The sequence below is a fragment of the Actinotignum sp. usb-actsch-213 genome, from assembly GCF_059085665.1.
The window spans coordinates 1-3,199 of sequence record NZ_JBHNSQ010000076.1; the positions used below are offsets into that span (position 1 = coordinate 1).

Annotated in this window: 4 protein-coding genes and 1 pseudogene; 2 read left to right on the forward strand and 3 right to left on the reverse strand. The window is 53.2% G+C overall.

Going from position 1 to position 3,199, the window contains the following annotated elements:
- Positions 1-133: pseudogene (locus AC5RK6_RS08230) on the reverse strand (IS481 family transposase); the annotation flags it as partial.
- Positions 134-899: 766 nt separating this feature from the next.
- On the opposite strand from AC5RK6_RS08230, the gene AC5RK6_RS08235 reads away from it, so the two are divergent.
- Both AC5RK6_RS08235 and AC5RK6_RS08240 read left to right on the forward strand, forming a co-directional pair.
- On the forward strand, positions 900-1,151 hold the full coding sequence (locus tag AC5RK6_RS08235) for a hypothetical protein (protein ID WP_016442796.1): 252 nt from the start codon (positions 900-902) through the stop codon (positions 1,149-1,151).
- Between the two features lie 6 nt (positions 1,152-1,157).
- The gene (locus tag AC5RK6_RS08240) at positions 1,158-1,847 is read left to right on the forward strand and encodes a DUF981 family protein (protein ID WP_016442795.1); all 690 of its coding nucleotides are present in this window, start codon (positions 1,158-1,160) and stop codon (positions 1,845-1,847) included.
- A gap of 23 nt (positions 1,848-1,870) precedes the next feature.
- Here AC5RK6_RS08240 and AC5RK6_RS08245 read toward each other — a convergent pair whose 3' ends face one another.
- Positions 1,871-2,827, reverse strand: coding sequence for a DUF4417 domain-containing protein (locus AC5RK6_RS08245; RefSeq protein WP_320757140.1), 957 nt, complete (start codon positions 2,825-2,827; stop codon positions 1,871-1,873).
- An 18-nt stretch (positions 2,828-2,845) separates the two neighbouring features.
- Positions 2,846-3,193 carry a hypothetical protein gene (locus tag AC5RK6_RS08250; RefSeq protein WP_320757141.1) on the reverse strand — a complete coding sequence of 116 codons (348 nt, stop codon included), beginning with the start codon at positions 3,191-3,193 and terminating at the stop codon, positions 2,846-2,848.
- Positions 3,194-3,199: the final 6 nt, after the last annotated feature.

Here is a 3,199-nt window from a genome sequence, read left to right on the forward strand (position 1 = left end):
TGGGGCCGTGGGTAAGAGCGATGACTGCCTGTCCTTGGTGGGCTCTCCCGATTCCTAGATGGCGTAGTTTGCCGGCGTAACGCAAGGTGATGGTGCCCGAGGTGTCTATTTTGTCGATACGCACTCTCCAGTACGCTTCACATGCCTTATTTTGTGGGTGTGGGTGTGGACGTATGTCGTGGGACATGCGCGGACGTATGTCGTGGGACATGCGTGTTTAGGTTGTGGTGGGGTGGGATGGACATATGTCCTGAAACTAGACACCGCTAGCCCGACAAAAAGTCCGGTATCAAGCCAAAACTGATACCGGGCTTTCTTGGTAGAAGAGCAATCCTATGTTGAACCTCATGTTGATTTGAGGCTAATGGACAAAAGTGTGGCTAGTGACGGCGTGTCGTTGGCTTAGAACCGACTTGGATCCGTACGAACTGGATGATCCACAGACAAAGCGCGAGGGAGAGCACCGTTTGAATCCGATTTCGTGTCCCTAACGCGCACTATGGCGCCTACATGGCCAAAAAGCGCACTCTGACTGCCTTGTCCGCCCGTGGATGCGGCGCGTGGCAGCCCGGACCGAACGAGTTTTCCATCCAGACACGTCACGCCACGGCTGTCAAGAAAGCAAGCTTATTGAGGTGCTCGACCTCAATAAGGCCGACTTCACGCTCTCATAACAGGGCAAACCCCGGATATAACACCAACCATTGGGCGTGTGGACTGTTTTTGTACCGGGTATTGGAGTCTGTCCGGGAGGTGAGACACACTGCGGCGTCGTACTCAAAACAAAACCTGCGCAAAATGGCTAGTTTTCAGCGATTTCCGTCACACGGGACTATTGTCCGGGGAAATGCTCCATGCGAGCTGATAAAACTCTGGGCAAATTAAGTTATGCTTGACACATGGAAAATCATCAAGATTTCAGTGGCATCCCCACTGACCTAGAGGAGCACAAGGTTGCCAGGTGGGCGTCGCTCCTCGCTAAAGCCACCTGGGTTGTCCTCGCGCTTGGACTCGTTATCGGGCTGGTCTTCTGGGCCACGGCAAGCGGAAGTACCGGGCAGGATCTTGGCGTCCTGAGCTGGTGCATTACTTTTGCCGCTTCCATCGCCTTGATGTCCATCCGCCAATTCCTGCTTTCGGAAAGGAGGTAACGGGCCATGCTCATGCAAGGTATTACGTATAACACCACCATGGCGCTCGTTGCCGGTGCGATTATGGTGCTCGTGGTTCTTTTCGCCCGCGTGGCTGCGAACCCGAATCACCGCACCCTGGCCGGGTGGGGCTGGACTTTCGTCGCTACCGGTGCCTTCCTGGGGATTACCGGTATTCATATGACCCTGACCTGGCCGCTGGCCCAGATCGACGGCGCTTTCTGCTGCTCCGTTGATAACATCACCTTCGGTGAGCCGGCAGCCTTCTACGGAATTTTGACCTTTATCGCCGGTATTGCGATTCTGCGCGCTGAAAAGCTTGCGGATAAGGGTGTGCGTCCCCTCGATTTGGTGGCCACGCTGCGTCCGCTTCTCTACGTGGCCGCTATTGGTGGCTTCGGGCTGGTGCTTTTCGGTATCGCGGGTATGCATTTCGGTATGTGGCGTCCCCCGGAAATCGAGCCGGTTGCGCGCCTCATGGCCGGATCGCTGATCGAGCCGCTGCTGGTCATGTTCCTGTACGTGGGCACCGGGGTTTCGGCGATCCTCTCCCCCTTCGTTCCGGATAGCAAGTGGGTGGCGCGTATTGCCGCCATCCTGACCTGGGGCGTGGGCATGCTGTGGATCTTCCTGTCCCTCACGGTGTTCTACAGCCACGTGGGCTTCTTCCCTCAGCCGGACGGTTCCTATATCTAATAACAGTTCCTATATTTCACATTTCATGATGTCGCCGTAGCGGAAACGCTAGTGCACATCACACGATCCGCGGGGTTTGGCGATGTTCCTGGTGAGCATCCCGGACCCCGCGGATTGCTATTGTTGCTGTCGGAAAAGATGGACTGCCGAGAGACTGAACGTGTTCGAAAATCTGGTTCGAATAGATAAACGGCGATGTCGCGCTCGCGTGCGGGATCAAGTACTCCCCCACTTTCTGAGCCGTAGGCGACGATGGCGGTTGGCTGCTTGGTTTCACAGATGTGCCGAATTTCTTCTTTGACGATGGCGCGATTTGCGGTATTTTTCACGCAGCCATGGAGTCCGATGGCGAGCGTTGAGCCACAAGGGATTCCAGCCAAAGCGTATTCGTCTGAATAAGGTCCGCACATGCGCACATTCGCAATTACAGGAATACCCTCGTGTTGCGCCCAACTTCCAAGTAGCTGGTTGCGATAAACCGAATGAAGCTTCTCGGCCGCAGGCATATTCGCGTATGTCGAGAAATCGGGAGAAATGATTCCCCCAAATTCTCTCAATCTATTGATATAACGTTCCGGGTGTTTCCAGAGTCGTTCGAACTTGTAGTCATCTTCGTAGAAATGAATCCACGTTCCGCTATCTGCCTTGCTTCGTTTTGAGGCAGCTTCGGAGAAAGCAATGAGCTTCTTAGGGATTGCCGTGCACGGATCTATGATAGGGATTCCCCACGGCTCGGCACTATCGAGCCGTTCTAAGAGGTTCCAGTTTCGGTTATTCTTTCTTGGCTTTTTATCGCCGGAGGTGGGTGACGGCACAGGGGAGCTTGTGGTAATGACATTGTGGCCGTACTGAGTTATATTCGTGAATCCACTTAGCACCAATCCGGGTATTTCTTGCATTCCAATTCCAAGTAAGCGTTTAGCTTCGCTAACCATGTATCCTGCCAAAATTGTTTTTACGGCCACACCATCTAGAAACATCGGGTTTCTGTGGTGGTTTTACAATCGCTTTGAAGGTGGATAGAGCACAACACCGTTCGTGATGTCGATAATTTTTTCGGGGAAGTCGCGGTAATCGAGCGAAAGGTATTGGTTGAGGCGTCTGGGGCCATCGTGAACAATACTCACGATCTCAATCGCAACAACGAAGAATTCATCGTATCTAGGATCGCCCATTTCAATCCCAAGCTCGCCGGCATTATCACTTTCGAATGCCGCGAAAAAAATACCGATGTATTCCTCACCATCGGCAAAAATAATGCGATAGTACACATCCGGATGATCCCAGTAGTAGCCCTCAAGAACATCTACTTGGTCTCGTTCCTCTGGATGTGTGATGTCGGTCATTTACTC

What these genes read in the sequence shown, in the direction of transcription:
- AC5RK6_RS08235 (WP_016442796.1), top strand. Translation starts at nt 900, where the DNA reads ATGGAAAATCATCAAGATTTCAGTGGCATCCCCACTGACCTAGAGGAG.
- AC5RK6_RS08240 (WP_016442795.1), top strand. Translation starts at nt 1,158, where the DNA reads ATGCTCATGCAAGGTATTACGTATAACACCACCATGGCGCTCGTTGCC.
- AC5RK6_RS08250 (WP_320757141.1), bottom strand. Translation starts at nt 3,193, where the DNA reads ATGACCGACATCACACATCCAGAGGAACGAGACCAAGTAGATGTTCTT.
- AC5RK6_RS08245 (WP_320757140.1), bottom strand. Translation starts at nt 2,827, where the DNA reads ATGTTTCTAGATGGTGTGGCCGTAAAAACAATTTTGGCAGGATACATG.